General features: G+C 53.2%; 13 protein-coding genes. 4 read left to right on the top strand and 9 right to left on the bottom strand.

Features of this window, described 5'->3' with window-relative positions; translation table 11 throughout:
- Positions 1 to 10 precede the first annotated feature (10 nt).
- The 6 genes from dprA to F457_RS0104835 form a co-directional block, all read right to left on the bottom strand.
- Complete coding sequence (gene dprA, locus F457_RS0104865) at positions 11 to 1276, bottom strand: DNA-processing protein DprA (RefSeq protein WP_018980016.1); 1266 nt, start codon at positions 1274 to 1276, stop codon at positions 11 to 13.
- Between the two features lie 29 nt (positions 1277 to 1305).
- Entirely contained in the window at positions 1306 to 1962 is a 657-nt protein-coding gene (plsY, locus tag F457_RS0104860) for a glycerol-3-phosphate 1-O-acyltransferase PlsY (protein WP_018980015.1), read from the bottom strand.
- Complete coding sequence (locus F457_RS0104855) at positions 1959 to 3248, bottom strand: dihydroorotase (protein WP_018980014.1); 1290 nt, start codon at positions 3246 to 3248, stop codon at positions 1959 to 1961. The genes plsY and F457_RS0104855 overlap by 4 nt, the downstream gene beginning before the upstream one ends.
- On the bottom strand, positions 3245 to 4186 hold the full coding sequence (locus F457_RS0104850) for an aspartate carbamoyltransferase catalytic subunit (protein WP_026294205.1): 942 nt from the start codon (positions 4184 to 4186) through the stop codon (positions 3245 to 3247). Before F457_RS0104850 ends, F457_RS0104855 begins: the two co-directional genes overlap by 4 nt.
- Entirely contained in the window at positions 4183 to 5583 is a 1401-nt protein-coding gene (gene gltX, locus F457_RS0104845; RefSeq protein ID WP_018980012.1) for a glutamate--tRNA ligase, read from the bottom strand. The genes F457_RS0104850 and gltX overlap by 4 nt, the downstream gene beginning before the upstream one ends.
- Positions 5584 to 5804: 221 nt before the next feature.
- Positions 5805 to 6698 carry an SEL1-like repeat protein gene (locus tag F457_RS0104835; protein WP_156809350.1) on the bottom strand — a complete coding sequence of 298 codons (894 nt, stop codon included), beginning with the start codon at positions 6696 to 6698 and terminating at the stop codon, positions 5805 to 5807.
- A 352-nt stretch (positions 6699 to 7050) separates the two neighbouring features.
- Here F457_RS0104835 and F457_RS0104830 point away from each other — a divergent pair, with 352 nt between their 5' ends.
- Positions 7051 to 9186 carry a ComEC/Rec2 family competence protein gene (locus F457_RS0104830; RefSeq protein ID WP_018980009.1) on the top strand — a complete coding sequence of 712 codons (2136 nt, stop codon included), beginning with the start codon at positions 7051 to 7053 and terminating at the stop codon, positions 9184 to 9186.
- A 2-nt stretch (positions 9187 to 9188) separates the two neighbouring features.
- Here F457_RS0104830 and nth read toward each other — a convergent pair whose 3' ends face one another.
- Positions 9189 to 9848 carry an endonuclease III gene (gene nth / locus F457_RS0104825; RefSeq protein ID WP_026294203.1) on the bottom strand — a complete coding sequence of 220 codons (660 nt, stop codon included), beginning with the start codon at positions 9846 to 9848 and terminating at the stop codon, positions 9189 to 9191.
- 170 nt (positions 9849 to 10018) lie between these two features.
- Here nth and F457_RS0104820 point away from each other — a divergent pair, with 170 nt between their 5' ends.
- Together F457_RS0104820 and F457_RS0104815 are read left to right on the top strand one after the other, a co-directional pair.
- The gene (locus tag F457_RS0104820; protein WP_018980007.1) at positions 10019 to 11854 is read left to right on the top strand and encodes an ABC transporter ATP-binding protein; all 1836 of its coding nucleotides are present in this window, start codon (positions 10019 to 10021) and stop codon (positions 11852 to 11854) included.
- Positions 11855 to 11994: 140 nt separating this feature from the next.
- Positions 11995 to 12741: an aspartyl/asparaginyl beta-hydroxylase domain-containing protein gene (locus tag F457_RS0104815; protein WP_018980006.1), complete on the top strand. Its 747-nt coding sequence runs from the start codon at positions 11995 to 11997 to the stop codon at positions 12739 to 12741.
- A 38-nt stretch (positions 12742 to 12779) separates the two neighbouring features.
- On the opposite strand, the gene F457_RS0104810 is transcribed toward F457_RS0104815, so the two are convergent.
- Positions 12780 to 13919 (bottom strand): type III PLP-dependent enzyme, encoded by a 1140-nt coding sequence (locus tag F457_RS0104810; RefSeq protein WP_018980005.1) that lies wholly within the window; start codon positions 13917 to 13919, stop codon positions 12780 to 12782.
- Positions 13920 to 14376: 457 nt separating this feature from the next.
- Here F457_RS0104810 and F457_RS0104805 point away from each other — a divergent pair, with 457 nt between their 5' ends.
- Positions 14377 to 15366, top strand: a complete 990-nt coding sequence (locus tag F457_RS0104805) for a YihY/virulence factor BrkB family protein (protein WP_018980004.1) — start codon at positions 14377 to 14379, stop codon at positions 15364 to 15366.
- A gap of 25 nt (positions 15367 to 15391) precedes the next feature.
- Here the strand turns inward: F457_RS0104805 and F457_RS12195 are convergent, their stop codons facing one another.
- Positions 15392 to 15826, bottom strand: coding sequence for a septal ring lytic transglycosylase RlpA family protein (locus tag F457_RS12195; protein ID WP_245539113.1), 435 nt, complete (start codon positions 15824 to 15826; stop codon positions 15392 to 15394).
- Between the last annotated feature and the right edge of the window lie 81 nt (positions 15827 to 15907).

Here is a 15907-nt window from a genome sequence, read left to right as displayed (position 1 = left end):
CTCTGAAAGGTTAAGGCGTTATCTCTGGAAGGCGTGCCACGCGCCCACCTGGGAGACGTTCGATAATACCGTCTAGCTCCAACTCACTCAGTGCAGTTGCTACGGTTGAGACGGAGAACTGACAGCGTGACACAATCTCGTCAACTGGCATTGGGGTGATTGAGAGGAGTGTTAGGAGATGTTCACGAGGGGTTGAGGGGGACATCTCATCAGGAATTGCCTCATTTTCTTGACTTTCTTGTTCTTTTTGTGAGGCGCGAGGTTTTTTCTCATTGCAGGGTTGAGGAGAAGACTGACGAACCGTCGGAGGTGATTCTTTTACCGTTTGAAAGAGCGGAGTGTCTGATGTGCTGTCATGCGTCCAAGGAGCGGGCTGGCGCGCTGGAAGATGGCGGGGAAGGTCTGTGAGGATGTCAGAAGCCGATTCGACGAGAACACAGCCTTGCCGAATCAGTCGGTTGCCGCCACGGGAGCGTGGATCAAGTGGAGAGCCCGGCGTGGCAAAAACCATGCGTAAATATGATTCTGCTAAACGAGCCGTAATGAGGGTGCCAGATCGTTCAGCGGCTTCAATGACCAAACAGCCTTGTGTGAGCCCGGCAATGAGACGGTTCCGCCGTGGGAAATGTCGTGCTTGTGGCATCGTGCCCGGCGGAGCTTCGGTGATCAGGCAGCCACGTTCAGCAATGTCGTGGTGGAGCTTGGCATGTTCAGGCGGATAGGGGCAGTCTAACCCGCCGGCAATAGCGGCTACTGTTAAGCCGCGATGGAGGGCGCCTTGATGAGCAGCTGCATCAATTCCGCGTGCAAGACCTGACACAATGCAGAGGTTATCAGCGGCGAGCTCTGCTGCGATACTTTCTGCCAGTCTTAAGCCCGCTGTGGAGGCATTGCGTGCCCCAACGATCCCTACAGAACTTAGTGATAAACGGTCAATATGACCACGGGCAAAAAGCAGAGGAGGCGCGTCTGGCACATGGGTGAGTAGCAGAGGATAGTCCGGGTCAGAGCGTAGGAGGTGACGCGCCCCTTGCTGGGCGAGGCGGGCGATTTCGTCCTCAATTTCGCTGATGGTGGGAATGTCGGGCATGGGGCGCCCTGTGCGCTGAACGCGGTGAGGGAGGGCCTCTAATGTGCGAAGGGCAGTGCCGTAGGTTGCTAAAAGCCTTGAGAAATTAACCGGGCCAATCCCCGCCGTTCGTGCCAATCTGATCATCGCGACTCGTTCAGCAGAGCCTGTGGAAGATGAGGCAGAAGGCAGATCAGAGGGGGTCATAGCAGTCCCGTTATCGTTAAGGAAAAGGGTTATTCCTTTGGAGTTTTTGATGAGCCCACACGAGGTTCAACACCTTGGAGGAGGCGCACAATATTGCCGAAATGTCTCAGTAGAACCAACAAGGACATGAGGTCTACCGCAAGGGGAAGAGGCGATGAGACGGGCTGCATACTCAAAGCTGGCATGAGGAGTGGGGCTGCGATAAAAGCGAGCAATGCTCCTACTGATGAAATACGGCTGAAAAGCACACCAAACAGCCAGAGCAGCGTGCTGATGAGGCCAACAGGCCAGCAGAGCGCCCAGAAAATACCAATTCCCGTAGCGACTCCCTTGCCGCCCTTGAAGCCGAGCCAAAGAGGGAAGCAATGACCGACCAAGGCGGCGACGGCTGCAACACCCATGGCGAGCTGCGTTCCTTGAGCACAGAGTGCTTCTGCCAGCAGAACAGCAACAAGCCCTTTTAGGGCGTCTAGAAATAGGGTGGCAGCGGCGATGCCCTTACGGCCTGTCCGCAAAACATTCGTTGCGCCAATATTGCCAGAACCAATACGGCGAATATCCCCTTCTCCCGAAAGGGCTGTGAGCAGCACCCCAAAGGGAATACTGCCAAGCCCATAAGCGGCGATGGCGATGATCAGCACCAGAGGTGGATGAAACAGCCATTGTTGAAGAGAGGTCAACGTCATGCCGTCTTCCCTTGGGCGAGGGAAGGCGTGGTATAGACTTCTTGCCCACGACGGAAGGTTCGCAAGACGTGCCCTTTGAGCTCACGCCCATCAAATGGGGTGTTTTGTGCACAGCCTGGCATAGAGCCTGCGGTGACAGTCCAGGTTTCATTGGGATCAAAGAGGCAGAGGTCAGCGTCACGACCAACAGCCAGCGTGCCGGCTTCAAGGCCGAGGAGGCGCGCAGGAGCACTCGTGAGCAGGCGCAGGGCGTCCATAATAGGCAGACCGGATGAGAGCGTTACCCCTAGCAGAGTTGTCATGCCCGTCCCACCGGCGCGTGCATGAGCAAAGGGAAGACGCTTATCATCAGCATCGGCTGGCATATGGTCAGATGCCACGACGTCAATCGTGCCATCAGCGAGTGCATCAAACACAGCCTGACGGTCTTGCTCTTGGCGCAACGGCGGGGAGAATTTGGCATAGGTACGGAAATCGCCAATATCTTCTTCCGTCATGGCAAAGTAAGGCGGCGCGGTGTCGCACGTGACACGAACATTGCGCGCTTTGGCCTGACGGATAAGCTCTAGGGCTTCTCCCGTCGAGACATGAGCAAAATGCACGCGTGCACCGGTCATTTCAGCGAGTCGGAGGTCACGGGTGACCATCATCGCCTCTGCTGCTGCGGGGATTTGTGGCAGCCCAAGACGAACGGCTAAAGCGCTCCCTGTCGCACATCCTCCACGCGCTAAGGAGGGTTCCTCTGGGTGAAGCACGATGAGGGCATCTAAAAAGCGCGAATACGCTAAAATATTGCGCATTTGCTTGGCATTGCCCAAGGCACGAGCCCCATCGGTAAAGGCAATGGCTCCTGCTTGTTTGAGCAAGCCAAACTCCGCCATTTCCTTGCCTTCACAGCCGCGTGTGAGCGCCCCGTAGGGATGAAGGGCTACCATGCCCGTTTCTTCCCCACGTCTGCGGATATGATGGACGAGTGACGGTGTATCAATCGACGGGTCGGTATCGGGCAGAACGGCGAGGGAGGTGATGCCTCCAGCGACGGCTGCTTCCGCGCCAGATTGGATTGTCTCACGATATTCTGACCCAGGTTCACCAAGGGTAACGCGCATATCAACGAGGCCTGGGCATAACACAGCGCCTTTACCGTCAATCACGCGGGCCCCTTTGGGGGCCTCGTGGCTATCATGGCCGACGATTACGCCATTTTCCACCACAAGGCGGCCAAGGGAATCACGCCCAGAAGCAGGATCAATCAGGCGGACATTTTCAAAGACAAGACTTGTCATGAGGGGGTTTGCATCCGTGAAAGACGGTCGAGTACGGCCATGCGTACGGCAACACCCATTTCGACCTGTTCAGAAATGACACTTTGTGGCGAATCAGCCACGTCAGAGGCGATCTCAATCCCACGATTCATCGGCCCTGGGTGCATCACCAATGCGTTTGGTTGAGCAAGCCCGAGGCGGCGGCGATCCAGACCGAAGAGGGCAAAATATTCTCGTGCGCTGGGCACAAGGCCACCTCCCATACGCTCGCGCTGGACACGGAGGCACATCGCGACGTCCACCCCTGTGAGGGCTTCGTCCATATCGTGATAGAGGGTCACACCATCAAGCTCACCCAACGCAGAGGGGAGAAGCGTTGGCGGCCCTGCGAGGCGAATGTTGCTGCCCATAGCACGTAGAAGGTGAATGTTTGAGCGTACGACGCGGCTATGCGCGACATCCCCACAAATAGCGATGGTGAGCCCGTCAAGGCGGCCAAAATGACGGCGAATCGTCAAAGCATCCAACAGGGCTTGTGTGGGATGCTCGTGCATGCCATCGCCAGCATTGACCACGCTGGCCTCGACCTTCTGGGAGAGAAGCGCAGGTGCCCCTGATTGGTCATGACGAACGACCAAGAGGTCACAATGCATGGCATTGAGCGTTGACGCTGTATCAAGCAGGGTTTCGCCCTTGCTAACGGAGCTTGTGGCAACAGACATATTAACCACATCAGCGCCAAGACGTTTCCCAGCAAGCTCAAAGCTTGTGCGAGTGCGGGTGCTGTTTTCAAAAAACAGATTAATCACCGTGCGCCCTTGCAGAACATCGCGCGGCGCTGTCCGTGAGCGGCTGAGTAAGGCGTAGCTTTCAGCGAGGTCTAAAAAAGGGGTGATGTCGCTGGCATCCATCCCCTCAATACCGAGGAGATGGGCGTTATGGCGTCGTACGGTCCTCACGTTAGAGCACTCCGAATACGGGCAAGAACTTCATCCTTACCTAAAGCAGCCAAGGTGAGGTCAATCCCTGGTGAGGTCGTGGTGCCGGTCATCGCAGCGCGTAGTGGCTGAGCAACGGCTCCGAGTTTCAGCTCGTGCTCCTGTGCATAGGCCCGCAAAGTGCTGTCGATCGCTTCTGGAGTGAAGGATTCAAGAGCACCAAGACGTTCTTCCATACCTTTAAGCACCGCTTGCCCGTCTTCACCAAGGAGCTTTTGGGCTTTTGGTGTGAAGGTGAGTGGAAGGCGAAGGCCTGCAAAAGCCGCATTATTGGCCAGCTCAACCATGTTCTTCGCACGTTCTTTAAGCCCAGGCATCAGAGCGGCCACACGAGCCCGTACGGCGTCATTGAGCTCAAGATCATCACGTTGAGCGAGGCGCTCTAGGACAAGGTCGGTCAACCGGGCATCATCAGCACGGCGGAGCCAGATGCCGTTGAGATGGTTGAGCTTGACGTAATCCATCCGTGATGGTGAGCGGCCAATCCCATCAAAGTCGAAGAGTTTAATCTGTTCTTCGCGGGACAGAACTTCCTCGTCCCCATGTCCCCAGCCGAGGCGGAGCAGGTAATTATTGAGTGCTTCTGGTAGGAAGCCTTCCTCACGGAAATCCACCACTGATTGAGCGCCGTGACGTTTGGAAAGCTTGGCACCATCAGGCCCGTGAATGAGGGGAAGATGGGCAAATTCGGGAAGATCCCAGCCCATTGCGCGGTAGATCATTGCTTGGCGGAAGGTGTTGGTGAGGTGGTCATCACCGCGCATGACATGGCTAATCTCCATATCATGGTCATCGACCACCACAGCGAGCAAGTAGGTCGGCGTGCCATCGGAGCGGAGAATGATGAGATCATCCATTTCCGAATTGGCAACGCGCACATCGCCCTGAACATGGTCATGAATAATCGTTTCACCGTCTTTAGGTGCTTTGAGACGAACGGTGAAAGGCGCCCCTTCGGGGGCTTCAGACGGATCACGATCACGCCACGTGCCATCATAACGGGGTGGGCGCTTTTCAGCACGCGCCTTTTCACGCATAGCGGTCAGCTCTTCAGCTGTGCAGTAGCATCGATAGGCCTGGCCTTTTTGGAGCAGTTGCTGAACGACCTCAGCATGACGCCCTTGACGTGTGGACTGAAAAACGGGTTCGCCGTCCCAATCAAGGCCCATCCATTTGAGACCGTCGAACAGGACATCAACGGCTTGTTGTGTGGACCGTTCGCGGTCTGTGTCCTCAATGCGCAAGAGGAATTCGCCACCATGATGGCGGGCATAGAGGTAATTAAACAGGGCCGCGCGGGCATTCCCGATATGGAGCAGACCTGTCGGCGAAGGGGCAAAGCGAGTACGGATCTTCATAAAAACGCTTTATAGCACGCTCGTTACGTCCTCGCTATTGTCTTATAAAAAGGAACAACGAGGAAGGCTGTATCTGTGGCTAGAGGGCGCATAAGCCACAGAGAGACAGAGACCAAGGTAACGACGTGACGTGACGGGGCAAGGCCAGCGTTGAAGGGGCGCTTGTCGTGTAGGCCAACAGCCATGGAAAGCGCCTTATTGCTGCTCAACCATGCACAGGCTCAACGAGAAAGAATTCGCAGAGCTTTCAGAGCGTTTTTATCTCCTTGGTCAGCAGCCTTTTGGAGCCATGCAACAGCTTTGGTTTTGTTCTGAGGGACGCCTAGGCCGGCGTCATACATGACCCCCAAATTTAATTGAGCTATTGCATTTCCTTGGTCGGCGGCTTTTTGGAACCATTCAGCGGCTTTGGTATCGTTTTTGGGGACACCTTGGCCGGTGTGGTACATGAAGCCTAATTGAAACTGGGCTTTTGCGTGTCCTTGGCTAGCAGCTTTTTGGAACCATTCAGCAGCTTTAGTTTTATTTTGAGGGACGCCTAGGCCGGTGTCATACATGACCCCTAAATTTAATTGAGCTATTGCATTGCCCTGGTCGGCGGCTTTTTGGAACCATTCGGCAGCTTTAGTTTTATTTTGAGGGACGCCTTGGCCAGTGTCATACATGGCCCCCAAAGTTAATTGAGCTATTGCATGTCCTTGGTCAGCAGCTTTTTGGAACCATTCAGCAGCTTTAGTTTTATTTTGAGGGACGCCTTGGCCAGTGTCATACATGGCCCCCAAAGTTAATTGAGCTATTGCATGTCCTTGGTCAGCAGCTTTTTGGAACCATTCAGCAGCTTTAGTTTTATTTTGAGGGACGCCTTGGCCGGTGTCATACATGATCCCCAAAGTTAATTGAGCTATGGCATGTCCTTGGTCAGCAGCTTTTTGGAACCATTTAGCAGCTTTAGTTTTATTTTGAGGGACACCTTGGCCAGTGAGATACATGCCCCCTAAATTAAACTGAGCGCTTGCATCTCCTTGGTCAGCAGCACTTTGAAGCTGTGCAATTTTTTGACGATCGTCATGAGGGGAGCTTTGGCTTATCGCTGCCGAGGTCGTTAGGGCGATCATGAAAGGAAGCGCGAGTAATGACCGTTTCACCAAATGATTCCCCAATATCGTTCTACTGAATGATTAACTTGTAACTCTCCTAAGAGGTCTAAGGTAATCTCTATAGATTATCCAGCTAGGTCATCTATTTTTGAGGGGGTGTATGACAGTGCGATAGAGAGGTCGTGTGACCGTGTCATATTAAGGAAGCGTTGTTGAGGAAGATGACGTGATACGAGATATGTGGGATTAATGAGTAACTTCCAAGAATAAACAGCGTCACGGTAGGGAATTTTCTCGTTACGTGTACAGTAGTCGCGAGAGATGGTGTGTCTATGAGACATAGAATGATAATGGGTCGTATACTGCGCTGATGGAAAGATGGCGCCAATGGGGTGAGACCGCTTTGGCGCGGCAAGGGCGGCGGCTTTTATGCTGGTTCCCGCTCGGGATGGCACTTGGCATCAGTGCTTATTTTACCCGTCTTCACGAGCCGTCGGGGTTTTGGTGCGTCGTGGTGGTTGTGCTCGGCTTGTGTGGTGCTCTGATCAGTATAGGCGCGTCGCGTTACCCGCTCTGGGGCCTGACGATGCGGGCTGGTGGTGCGGCGCTACTGAGTGTCAGCATGGGTTTTGTGTTAGCCATGATCCAAGCGCATCATCAGCCACAGATGCCTGAGCTCCCTCTTTATGCTGTCTGGACAGAAGGTGACGTGGCGCAGGTCAGTCACGTCCCTGCACGAGATGGGCGGGGTGACCGGGTGCGTCTCGTCCTTCAGCGGGTTCGTTTTGAAAGCCCGTGGTATGAGGGGCAGCCTCCGTTACAACGGGCTGTGCGTGTGACGTTGAAACAAGATGAAACATCGTTCCCTTCAACGGGGGATCATGTGCGTCTTCGGGTGCTTTTCCACACACCGCCTGCGCCGGTATGGCCTTACGGGCGGGATATGCAGCGGGAAGACTGGTTCTCAGGTTTGGCAGGGAGTGGTTCTTCTTTGTCAGCACCCGTGATTCTCTTTCATTCATCCCAGTACACGCTGAATCGTTGGCGAGAAGCGGTAGAAGCGCGGATTATGGCTGTTCTTCCTAATCAGAATGGGGCGATGATTGCCGCCGTTTTGGCTGGGGAAACCGGGGCCGTGGCGCCTCAAACACGGCAAGACTTTGCGGCGAGTGGTTTAGCGCATCTGTTGGCGGTGGCGGGTCTCCATCTGGGTTTGGTCATCGCGTTATGTTTTGCGTCTGTGCGTATGCTCTTGCTGCGTTCTGAACATGCGGCCTTATTCTGGCCTTGTCGAGAAATTGCCTTAGGGGCCGCCTTAGCGGTGGGCGTAGTTTATATCGTGCTGACTGGTTGTCATATACCGGGCCTACGTGCGTTGGCGATGGCTTTTTATGGCGCGCTCGCTTTTCAGTTGGGCCGTCGCATTCTCTCCCTGAGGGCTTTGGCTCTCGTGGCGATAGGGTTGGAGACGGTTCATCCAGCGATCGTGTGGGATGTATCATTTCAAATGTCGATGGCGGCCGTGATGGCCTTGATTGCGGGTTATGATGAGCTGCGGGAACCTTTAGCAAAGCTCAGGCAGCGTTCTTGGTTTTGGGCGCGTTGCGGGGTGCCGATAGGAATGTTGGCGCTCACGTCTATCTTTGCAGGTTGTGCGACGGTACCGGTCAGTATGGCCCATTTTGGAGCGTTTCAACCGTGGTTCGTTGTAGCGAATATGGTAGCTGTTCCTCTCATGGCGGTATGGATTATGCCGTGGGGTGTGGTGGTTCTGTTGCTGCTCCCGTTTGGCTGGGCGGGGCCTGCGCTGCATCTGATGGGATGGGGCGTTGAGGGTGTGCGTTTCTTAGCCTATGTGATGGCCCATATGCCGGGGGCGAGTGTGCCTGTCCCGTCATGGCCGAATTGGGGGCTTTTGCTTGAGATGGTCGGGCTTTCGGTTTTGTGCCTTTGGCGCGGGAGAGCCCGTTTCCTCGGTATTTTCGTGTTGGCGTTGGGTGTTGCGTCTGCGTGGATGGTGCCACGGCCTGTGATGCTGATGGCCCCTGATGGTCAGACGCTTGCGATCCGTACCGAGCATGGATGGATGATGGATCCGCCGACGGCCAATCCCTTTTTGCGTACAACATGGCAGCATGATGTGGGCATTGAGGCGCATCCTTTCCCGACGACATGTCAGCATTCTTTGTGTCGTGTGATGGTCGCCGGGCGGGTCGTCTTGTTGGATATGCGCCCACGTTATGAGGGCGCAACAGCCGTTGGGGGCGGGGTGTTATGCGCTGATGTCGCCCTCGTGGTAAGTCGCTCTGATGGGCAGAGGCTGTGCCCGTCTGTTCCCGTTTTAGACCGTGACTTTGTTTATGATAACGGCGCATGGGCGGTGTATCGGGCCGCTCATGGAGGCTTATCTGTTGTATCTGATCGCAGCGCGCGAGGAGAGCGGCCATGGGTGCCGCCTGTTGGGTCCAATGGTGTGCCGATGATACCGCTCGCTCGGGAAGAATAAACCTAACGTATTTTTTTAGTTGGAGGAGGGGTTAGCGCTTTGTCGGGGTTGAGGCACCATTCCGTGACGGGGCAGTGCCAGCATTCGGGGCTTCGTGCTTTACAGATATAGCGCCCCAGAAGAATGAGCCAATGATGGGAGGGGCGCAGCATCTTTTTGGGAATACGCGCAACGAGCTCTTTTTCAACCACCCGCACGTTTTTCCCCGGAGCGAGGCCCGTGCGATTGCTGAGACGGAAGATGTGGGTATCAACGGCCATCGTGTCTTGGTCAAAAGCGACATTAAGCACGACATTGGCCGTTTTGCGCCCCACGCCTGGGAGAGCTTCAAGAGAGGCGCGGTCAGAAGGAACTTCGCCTTGATGACGGTCGAGGAGCTGTTGGCACAGAAGAGCCACATTATGGGCCTTGGCCCGCCAGAGGCCGATGGTGCGGATATGACGGGCAATGCCTTCTTCCCCAAGAGCTGCCATCGTGCGAGGGTCAGGTGCTTCTTCAAAAAGGCCCTTGGTGGCTTTGTTGACGGATTTATCCGTGGCTTGAGCGGAGAGAACAACGCTGACGAGAAGCTCGAACGTATTACGGAAAATGAGCTCACTTTCTGCATCAGGATAGATGTGGGAGAGCGCCGTCATGAAAGACTTGACAGCTGTGCGGCTCATTATTTTTGGGCCGGTCGTGCGAGCGTTACGGGTTGAAGGCGCCACGATGTCGTCATCTCCATCACAAAAGAAAGCCGAGAGCATTACGGGATGGGCTTATATCATAAAAAATCGACGGCTTTAGGGATGATATGGCATAGAGAAGAGAATGGCCCAGAAAAGGAGTGTTTGTGTCACATACGCCTAATCATTCAGCACAGTTTCGCCAAAAGTCGGATCGTTCTACTGTCTCTTTTGGGGAAACGCTGCGTTTTGTGGTTCAGCGCTGGCTTAATCATCCAGCTCTGCTTAGCCGCACTCTTGGTGGTGTGGCATTGGCAACGCTTGCTGATATTTGCACGCCGCTTTTAGCGGGGCGTTTGGTCGGTGATATTTCCACGCCGGTTCATCAAGCTGAGCCGATGCGGCAGTCGTTGTTGCATGATGCGTTGCTTATGGTCAGCGGATTGCTGGTGTTAGGCCTCGTTGCGGTGATGGGGCGGCGGGTCTCTTACATAGGGATTAGCCGCTTTAGTCTGGCGATTATGCGCAGAACGCTGAGTGAGGCGTTTGCTCGTGTGCAGCGTTTCTCAGCAGATTGGCACGCCAACACCTTTGCAGGCTCAACGGTGCGCCGTCTGACACGCGGTATCTGGGCGATTGATACGTTAGATGACACGCTCCTCCTCCTTATTGTGCCGGAACTCCTCGTCCTCATAGGGACAACATTGGTGCTGATGGTTCGCTCTCCATTGATGGGGTGCGTCTTAGGGGGAGCGGTTGTGTTGTTTGCCTTTGTGTCTGTGCAGCTGGCGTTGCGTTACGTGGCGCCGAGTGCTCGGCTGTCAAACCAATGGGATACGAAAATAGGCGCGGCGCTGGCTGATTCCATCACCTGTAATAGCGTGGTGAAGGCGTTTGGCGCTGAACATCGCGAAGAGCGTCATCTCAGCCGTCTTTCGTTTTTGTGGAGCCGGCGTACATTGTGGAGCTGGGTGCGTGGAACCAATAGCGCGAATTTGCAGGCATCCTACACGCTGATCATGCGTGTCGTGATGATTGGTCTCGCTGTCTTCTTATGGTGGGAGGGTGAGGCTGGCCCGGGGGATGTGGCTTACGTGCTTACGATGATGTTCCTCATCCAAGGGTATTTGCGTGATCTTGGCCAGCAGGTCAGCCAAGTGCAGCGTTCGGTTAATGAGATGGAGGAGCTGGTAGCGCTCTTTCGTCTGACGCCGGGGGTGGAAGATAAGCCGGGGGCGCATCCTCTTCGCATCACGCAAGGTGGCGCGATTACGGTTCAAAATGTGACGTTCCGTTATCCTTCTCAAAAAGACCCGATTTATCGGGGCCTGTCTTTGGATATTCCTGCAGGGTCACGTGTGGCGCTCGTTGGGGCGAGTGGATCGGGGAAAACGACCCTTACTCGGCTTTTGCAACGTCTTTATGACGTGCAGGAGGGCGCGATTTTGATTGATGGGCAGGTCATCGCTGATGTTACGCAAGAAAGCTTGAGGAAACAGATCGCTCTTGTTCCTCAAGAGCCCATTCTGTTTCATCGTTCGCTTGCCGATAATATTGCGTATGGACGCCCAACAGCAAGTCGTGCCGAGATCATAGAAGCCGCGACGTTTGCCAATGCGAGTGCGTTTATTGAGCGCTTGCCTGAAGGGTATGAAACCATGGTGGGAGAGCGTGGCGTTAAGCTCTCTGGTGGGGAGCGCCAGCGTGTCGCGATTGCGCGGGCTTTTCTTACCCAAGCACCGATTATTATTTTTGATGAAGCGACGGCCAGCCTGGATTCAGAGTCTGAAAGCCTCGTGCAAGAGGCCATGAAACGTCTCATGGCGACGCGTACTGTTTTGGTTGTCGCGCATCGTTTGTCCACTGTGCGTGAATTGGATCGTATTCTCGTCTTCCAAAAAGGTGATGTTGTGGAAGATGGAACGCATAGTCAACTCATGTCCCAGCAAGGTGGTATGTACCGCCATTTAGTCGAGTTGCAGTCTCTTGAAGAAGAGAAATGATAAGATATAGAAAATATGCATGTCAGGCATAAGATATATTCCTTAATATAATAATAGAGTTTGTTCTATGATAGGAACCGTTTACGGATGTTAAACATGAATAGATAGTTTTATTGTAGTCCTTCTTAAGGAAGTTGACGATGAGTATAGGAAAAGAGAGTAAGAAAAAACGACCATTATTGGTGCGTATGGGGAAGAAATTACGCCCATTGGTGAATTGGATCATCGCGCGTGATTCATGCGTGCCCAATGAGCCTTTTGTGAAGAAGGATCTCTTCCCATGGGGGGGGGCTTTGGAGAAGGCTTACCCGCTTATTGCAGAAGAGTTTCGTGCTTTGATGGAAGCGCGTGAAAATGTGCCGGCCCTGAGGGAGCTGTCGCCTGATCATCGGCGTATTGCACCCGACCAGCGGTGGAAATCTTTTTTCCTGTTTGGGTATGGACTGAAAGTTCCTGAAAATTGTGCCAAAGCTCCGGTTACCGCTCAGCTTGTTGGCGGTATCCCTGGGTTATGTTCAGCACTTTTTTCTATTTTGGAGCCAGGAGGCGTTATTCCGGCTCATTATGGTGTGACAAAAGGTATGTTGAATTGCCATATGGGCATTGATGTTCCGAAAGATCCAAAAGACTGTTGGATTGAAATCGCCGGTCAGCGTGTTGCATGGAAAAATGGTAAGGCTTTCGTGTTTGACGATACCTATCGCCATCACGTGCGTAACAAGACTGATGAACTACGATGTATTTTATTTATTCAGTTTGAACGCCCTACGCGTGGGCTGGGGCGAATGATGCAAAAGATTTTTTTGAGTGGTGTTCGTCATTCTGCCTTTGTTCAAGATGTGAAGGCGAATATGAAGCGCTGGAACAAACATTTGCCATGCCAGTAAAGAGGCAGCCCCCTCTAAAGTGAGGGGGCTTCTGGGGCTTAAATGTAATATTCGTTCAAAGGAGCGAAGCCATTAAAGCCTGTTGAGCAGTACGTTGAGACATAGGCTCCGGTTGCGAGGATCAAAATTTTATCTCCCGATGCGAGTTCATCGGGGAGCGTCATGCGGTTTTTTTCATACATAACATCAACGCTATCACAGGTAGGGCCGGCGATGATGCAGGGAGACTGGCTGTGTGACGTGTCGTCATGGGGAGTGCGGAAACGATAGCGAATAGCTTCGCCTTCTGTTTCTGCCAGACCGCCGAAACGGCCAATGTCTAGATAGACCCAACGAGGGTCTGTCGGGGCGCCACCGCGGCGGCTTGTCAGGACGACCTCACTGCGGACAACACCAGCATCACCGACGAGGGCACGGCCAGGTTCTAGCATGATACGTGGTCTCTGGTGAGGGAAATGCTCTGATAAAGCCTGATTAATGGCGGTGGAGAAATAGTCTATATCAGGCACGCTTCTTGTGTAATGGCTTGGAAGTCCTCCGCCAATATTGAGCAGATCCAGAGCAAGGCCTTGGCTTTGAAGGCGCTGAAAAAGAGTGGATGCCTGTGCAATGGCCTGCTGATATGCTTCTGCCGATGTTTGTTGGCTGCCGACATGGAAAGAAAGGCCAGTGGCCTTAAGGTTTAGCTGTTCCGCTTGAAGCATCAGCTCATAAGCATGGTCAGTTGTTGTGCCAAACTTATCTGACAAAGGCCAATCCGCTCCTGTGTTGAGGACGGTTAACCGGCAAAAAACACGCGAATTTGGTGCATAACGTGCAATTTTATGAAGCTCTTCTTCACAGTCAAAGGCAAAGAGCGATACGCCAAGCTTGTGGGCTTCGCGCAGAGCATGCGTGTTTTTGACGGTATGACCAAAGGAGAGTTTTTCTGCGCTAATGCCAGCTGCGAGGCATTGCTGTATTTCCCCAAGAGACGCAACGTCGAAAAAAGCCCCGAGCGCGTTAAGGCGCTTTAAGATAGCTGGGGCCGGGTTGGCCTTGATGGCATAATAAATAGACGCACCATCAAAATGATGTTTCATCGTGCTGAACTGTTGCTCAACAGAATCAAGGTCAACGATAAGGCAGGGTGTTGCCGGATCGTTTTGAGTGAGAAAACGAGTTATTTTGGGAGTCATAATACTCACTTCCCAGAATCGTCCTGAAAAACGGGGAAAGGCCCCGCCAGGATGTTGCGAAACGGTCGAACGGACCGGCGAAGTCCTGTCTTAGAGCCTAAGGGTGCTTAGACAGCCTACAGGAGCCAGAACGCTTGACGTCGTTGCGTAACCGCGAGAGGGCCAGTGGCACGTGCGTTGCTGCGTGGAGTGCGTGAAAAGCCTATTCTCGCTAAGAATGCAAGTCTTGTGTAGTTCTTTTGCCATAAATTAAAACGATTTTTCTAAAACGGGGCCTTATTGTTTCTGTGACTGTTGTAACAAAGACCCCTTTTCTGCTCATTAAGTGTGCTTTTCTCGTTTCGAAAGTAAGGGTTTTCTTATCAAAAAATGAGTAATAGAGGAGTTCTGGTGCATTGACGAGAAATGATGGAACTCCAGCACAGAATAAGAGTGTGAACCATAGAGAGGATAATGCGTGTCGAGTGCAAATGACGTAAAACCAGATGCTCCACCACGACCAGCTGGTTGGCGGACTATTTGTCGTCAAATCTTGGTGCATACAGGAGACAGTCAGACGTCATTAAGTGCTGCTGGCTGCGCTTTCTATGCAACATTGTCTCTTTTCCCGGCTATAACGGCGCTTATCTCTGTTTATGGACTGGTGTTTGACATCCATACAGTTGAACCGCAGTTGAATATTTTAAGGAATCTTTTGCCAACATCGGCGTATTCGCTGATCGGTGATCGCATTCATACGCTGGTGATGGAGTCGCACTCCTCATTAACGTTAGGGCTGGTTTTTTCGTTGGCCATTACGATGTGGTCTGCAACGGCGAGTAGCCGGGCGATGCTGTCGGCTTTAAATATTACCTACCATACGAAAGAGACGCGCGGCTTTCTAAGCTTTCAATGTCTTGCTTTTGGCACCACGTTGATGGGTGTTTTAGGGGCTTGCCTCACCTTGGCTTTGATGGTGGCCGCTCCAGCTATTGCAGATTATTTGCCGCATTATCTGGAATATCTGGGAATAGATTTTAATCATATTCCTCCCGGGCTTCACTTTTTGGTGGAGAAGGGAACACCCATGATGGTTCATTGGCTTGCGCCTGCCATTATGCTGCTCTTTGTTTTTACAGCGATGACGGTTCTTTATCGGATTGCTCCCTGTCGTGATTGGACGTTGTGGCGCTTGATTTTCCCAGGTGCTTTGGTCGCCACGCTTCTTTGGGTCGTTACATCGCTCGGCTTTTCTTGGTATGTGGCACATTTTGCAAGCTATAGTGCCACATATGGGCCACTCGGAGCGGTGGCCGCTGTCATGATGTGGCTGTTTGTCAGCGCTTATGTCGTTCTTTTCGGTGGCGTGATTAATTCAGAGCTGGAAGAGCGAGCACGACGGAAATATATCAGGGCCGAAAAGGGGCTCTCTACAGAGGCAGCTTCTGATAAGGACACAGAGACCTAAGGTCTTTCGTGCCTCACTACAGTGCTTAAGAGTGCTTCTCTTTGATAGGGAGGCTAGGCCGTAGAATCGTGAGAGAGACCGGCACGACGCCATGCTTCATCATGCCAAGTTGTTCGGCTGCCCCACGGGAGAGGTCTATAATGCGGTGATGTGTAAAGGGCCCGCGGTCATTGATCGTCACGATAACGGAGCGATGGGTCTTGGGGGACTGAACAAGAACTTTCGTTCCAAAAGGGAGCGTGCGGTGCGCTGCGGTCAGAGCATGATGGTCAAAGCGCTGTCCCTGCGCGGTTCGTTTAGACTGAAAGACGCTCCCCCCATACCAGCTTGCTAAACCTGTCTGAACAGCACGTGCTGTGTGAGTGTTTTGCTGGTGTTGGCTCGCTTGTGCATATCCACTGCCCAAAAAGGCAGAGGCAGGAAGACCAGCAACAAGCAGGGTGTGGGTAAAGCGAACCACGGAAGCACGCCCTTTGGGAGGTCTAAAATGAGCGATCATGGAACAATTATACAACAAAACAGCACTTCTGTCATTTCCGTG

The organism is Saccharibacter floricola DSM 15669, assembly GCF_000378165.1.
Taxonomy (GTDB): domain Bacteria; phylum Pseudomonadota; class Alphaproteobacteria; order Acetobacterales; family Acetobacteraceae; genus Saccharibacter; species Saccharibacter floricola.
The sequence above is the reverse complement of the archived record's forward strand: the minus strand, read 5'-3'. Positions and strand labels throughout refer to the sequence as shown.